The sequence below is a fragment of the Phaeobacter sp. CAU 1743 genome, from assembly GCF_039839315.1.
Taxonomy (GTDB): Bacteria; Pseudomonadota; Alphaproteobacteria; order Rhodobacterales; family Rhodobacteraceae; genus Phycobacter; species Phycobacter gallaeciensis_A.
In genome coordinates, this window is the sequence record NZ_JBDOQR010000152.1 from 1 (window position 1) to 3324 (window position 3324).

At 60.5% G+C, this 3324-nt stretch carries 2 protein-coding genes and 1 pseudogene; all 3 read right to left on the reverse strand.

Features of this window, described 5'->3' with window-relative positions:
• Positions 1-942: 942 nt before the first annotated feature.
• Entirely contained in the window at positions 943-2169 is a 1227-nt protein-coding gene (locus AAFO90_RS24370) for an IS256 family transposase (RefSeq protein WP_347511124.1), read from the reverse strand.
• Between the two features lie 569 nt (positions 2170-2738).
• Entirely contained in the window at positions 2739-2948 is a 210-nt protein-coding gene (locus tag AAFO90_RS24375; protein WP_347511125.1) for a hypothetical protein, read from the reverse strand.
• A gap of 250 nt (positions 2949-3198) precedes the next feature.
• Positions 3199-3324: pseudogene (locus tag AAFO90_RS24380) on the reverse strand (transposase); the annotation flags it as partial.

Sequence of the window (3324 nt, forward strand, 5' to 3'; positions counted from 1 at the left end):
CGCCTGCGATGTCGTAGTCTTCTTCATGGTGTTGCTTTCCTTTCGGTTTGATCACCCCGAGCCTACGGCTCAGGGAAAGCAACGCCACCCTTCAGGCAAACTTCAACATCAACCGGGACATCCCCTTTTTTCTGAACCTGCTGGCCTTCTAAGTTACATTCTGGTCTCCAGTTGAGCGCTAGAGGTCAGAATGGCGAAGCGCCACGTCCGCGTTCTGCGGTCCGAACCTTGTGTCCGTGGATGTGGCCTTTGAGGCCATCAATTAGTCCATTTAATGCGACAGCTTTTTGTGTTCCTTGCCGTCCTCCGAGATGTGAAAGAGAGTGCAGTGGGGCACTGCCCTTGCGCCATGCTTTTTGAGCTCAAACCCAAAGACAGACGTTTTGATTTCCAATAAAGAGGAAAGAATTATCTGTACATTTGGAAGTCCAGCCGCCAGAGGTAATCAGTTTGTAACTCAGGTTGCTTGGCCACCCTTAAGGTAGGTGCAGTGCCTCCCCCCAAGCGCAGGCTTTCATCAAAAGGATGGAGCTATGGCGTCAAACTCTCCGACACCAAAAAAGCCCTCAGGTCTGCGCGACCTGAGGGCTTTTTATGGCTCCGGCGGTAGGGAACGGACCTAAGTTTTCCCTCACGCCGTAACGCACTGAAAAGAAACGATTGTGTTCCTGTCTCATGGAGGTCGGAACCGCCATTTTGTGAAAAGTTTGTGAAAGAAGAGTGTAAGTAGTGGGGCCGCATGATGCAAGACCCGCATCAGATCAATGTCGAAAATCAAATTCGGCGACACCCAGTAGTTGCGTGATCCGTTCCGGTCGTGATGACCCGGTGTCATCCGCTTATTCAGTTCCGATGTCTCGTTTAGACCCGGTTCCGGGTCGTGTCGCGAATGGTGTGGAAATTCCCTGGCGGCGGTCTCCGAGCATGTGAAGGCTCCGTTTTTCAGGCGGCGAGGTCAAGAGGCATCGGTTCGATAGGCTGAGACAGGGTCTCCCAACCATCGACCTTCCGCATCTGGATCTGGCCGGAGGCGAGCAGCGCCCAGAGCAGCATGGGCACGGTCTCTGCGCAGGGCAGCACGGTCTGGGTCTTGATGCGGCGACGGAACTCCCCGTTCAGGCGCTCGATGGCGTTGGTGGTCCGGGCCGATTTCCATTGCGACGGATCGAGGCGGGTGAAGGTGAAGAGCCGGTCGCCGGCTTCCTCCAAGCTGTCGGCCACCGCCCGGCACTTCAGGCGCCACTTGCGCAGGAAGGCCTTGCGGCGCGTCTCGATCTTGGCGGCGGTGTCGGCGTAGATCATGTCGCGGTAGTCCTCGGTCAGCTCGTCCTGCATGTTCTTCGGCGCATGGGCCAGGAGGTTGCGGTGCTTGTGAACCGTGCAGCGCTGGATCGGCAGGTCCCCGCCCCACAGCGCCACCAGTGCGGCTTCGAGGCCTGGGGCGCCATCGACAATCACGAACTCGGGGCGTTTCAGGCCTCGGGCATCGAGGTCATCGAGAAACTGGCGCCAGGCAGCCGTACTCTCGCCACCCATATTCCTGATGGATAACAACACCTTCTGGCCGTCGCGGCGCACGCCGATGGCAGCCAGCACGGAAATGTTCGTCGCTTTCCGGTCCAGCCGGGTCTTGATCACGGTGCCGTCGAGGATCAGACGGACGATGTCCTCGTCGGCCAGGCTGCGCGCGCACCAGGCATCCCAGTCCACCTTGACCTTGCGCCAGGCCCGGCTGACGACGTCCTTGCTGACGGCGCCCTCGAACAGCCCGAACAGCGCCCGCTTGACCCGGCGCGTGTTGGTGCCGGCGAGGTAGACCGCGGCGATCAGGGCCTCAGCCTTCTTCGTCAGCCGCTGGTAACGGGGCAGTGCCTTCGACCGCCATTCCGCCACCTTGCCGTCCTCACCCTCGATCCGGGCGCGCGGAACCCGCACCGTTTCTGTCCCGAAGGTGCCGGTGAGCTGCCGTTCGCGGTGCCCGTGGCGATAGCCTTTCGCGGCACCATCGCCTCGACCGTAGCGCAGCCGGCCGAGAAAGCCGGCCAGTTCTTCTTCGAAAACGGCCTCGATGGTTGTGCGGACGCTGGCCCGCAGCCGCTCCTCGATCGGGTCGAACCCGGCCTCATGGGCCAGTAGCGGAAAGCTGGAAGTGTCGGTAATCTGGTTCATGGCGTGATCTACTTGGCGGTTGCAGCCGCCGGTTGGGTGGGTGTCAGTTCACCCGGAGATTACGCCGCCTTCAAATTTCCACCACTTCCAAGACACGACCCGGTTCCGTCCGCGGTATCGGTTGTTCCGGTTCTCTTTCGCCTGATTTTGACCCAGCGCATTCAGACCGATGCAATGCGGCGTTACCCTGAAGTTTGACCATTTCAGAAAGGATGCATGAGCCTGTTCCCGGTTTTCCTCTTGACCTGCGCTGCAGCCGGGACGGCCGGCGTCTTCTTCAGACCGGGTGTCTGGTATCGGAACCTCGACAGGTCTCCCCTCTCCCTATTTGAAGAAGGTCACCGCTGCGCTCGCCCACCACGTCGAGCACGTTCGCCCGCTTGGCTGCCCGGCTGACGTGGATCAGCCGGTTCCTTGACTCCGTCTCCACGGCCGGCGCCGGGAGTCCTCGAGAGGGCTGGAAAGTGGGGGCGGAGGGGGCGTGGACATCCATAAGTAGCAACTTTAGGATTCAGCGGAGCGGCTCTGGTTCTGTCGGGGCGTCGCGTGGTGAAGTGGTTCGGGGTCGTTCAGGGCGGCCCGAGTTGTTCAACGAAGACTTTCCCGGAGCGGGGGGCGACGACCCGGAAATGCCGGGCCTGGAGCACTTCGAGGAGCCGGGTCGGCTGACCTGCCCCTTTTTTCAGGGCCACTCGTAAGTCGAGCTTGTTCTCCATTTGTGTGCCATCATTCGGCGGCGTGAGCAATGGGCGCGGGCGCGGAGCCATCACGTAGCTCAAGCGGCTGCGCCCATTGCGTTTTGTCGAAGGGGCGCGCGGCCGCGAACTCCTCCGGTGTCTGGTACTTCAAGCTGCTGTGCGGTCGCTCCGTGTTGTACAACCGAACACCAGAACACCCACGTTATCGATCGGCGCGAGGTTCTTTATCGATGGCACCCTTGGTTTGGCCGATCGGTTTATATCCATGAAGTGATCGGCAAACCTGGTGTGGCGGTTTTTCGATGCAACCTCACTGGCGGTCGGTCTGACCGGTCTGGGTCTTGATGCGGCGGCGGAACTCCTCGTTGAGGCGCTCAATGGCGTTGGTGGTCCTGGCGGACTTCCATTGCGTTGGATCGAGGCGGGTGAATGTGAAGAGCCGGTCCCCCGCTTCCTC

Coding starts and splice junctions, on each gene's coding strand:
- AAFO90_RS24370 (WP_347511124.1), bottom strand. CDS start 2,169: ATGAACCAGATTACCGACACTTCCAGCTTTCCGCTACTGGCCCATGAG.